General features: G+C 69.3%; 2 protein-coding genes. Both read right to left on the bottom strand.

Annotated elements, in window-relative coordinates; translation table 11 throughout:
* On the bottom strand, positions 1–431 hold a 431-nt coding region (locus tag CCN72_RS35755), incomplete at its 3' end, for a type II toxin-antitoxin system RatA family toxin (protein WP_086812531.1).
* A gap of 2 nt (positions 432–433) precedes the next feature.
* Positions 434–825, bottom strand: a 392-nt coding sequence (locus CCN72_RS35750) for an aminotransferase class III-fold pyridoxal phosphate-dependent enzyme (protein ID WP_143664323.1), incomplete at its 5' end; no start/stop codon positions are given.

Raw genomic sequence — 825 nt, 5'->3', positions numbered from 1 at the left:
ACGGCCGGGTACAGACCGGTCAGGGCCCAGGCGACCGTCTCCTTGATGACCCGCTCGGCGATCGGGTCGAGGATGCCCTCCAGGCTCGGGATGCCGAAGTCGAAGTCGGCGTCGAAGCGGACGACGACGTCCGCGCCGTTCTGCTTGACCGACCAGACCCCGGTGAAGGAGTCGAAGTCGCCGTCGGACTGCTCGAAGCGGATCTCGCCCGCCTCCGGCAGCACCGTGTCGTCCTCGGTCCAGCGCAGCAGGCCGCTGCGGAAGTGCAGCTCCCAGCTGGAGGAGGGCTTGGGCTCGGGGTACGCGGAGTGCACGGTGGTCGCGTTGACGTGCGGCGCGAGATCCGGGTACTTCTCCCAGCGCCGTACGGCGTGCAGGACCTCCTCGGCCTGCTCCGCGGGAATCAGGGATTCGAGTTCGACGTGCCGCACGATCAGTTACCGCCTTCCGGCATAGTGGCCGCGCCCTTGATGAGGTCCCGGGTGGCCAGATCGAAGGAGTTGACGAGGTAGTCGAGGTCGGTGTCGCTCAGCACGGCGGGCGGGGTGAACCGGACCACCGAGCTGCCGTTCATGGAGTGGTTGGCGACGACGCCGTGGTTGAACAGCTCGATCAGCAGCTCGCCGGCGAGGCCCGCCTCGACCAGCTCCACGCCGATGAGCAGACCCTGGCCGCGGACGTCCACGACCAGCTCGGGGATGTTGCGGTGGGCGACCTCCGCGATCCGCGGCAGCAGCCGGGCACCGAGGTCCATGGAGCGGGTGACCAGGCGCTCCTCCTTGACGGCGCGGACCGCGCCCATCACCGCGGCCATCAGCACCGGCT

The sequence above is a fragment of the Streptomyces murinus genome (genome assembly GCF_002154555.1).
Lineage (GTDB): Bacteria > Actinomycetota > Actinomycetes > Streptomycetales > Streptomycetaceae > Streptomyces > Streptomyces murinus.
The sequence above is the reverse complement of the archived record's forward strand: the minus strand, read 5'-3'. Positions and strand labels throughout refer to the sequence as shown.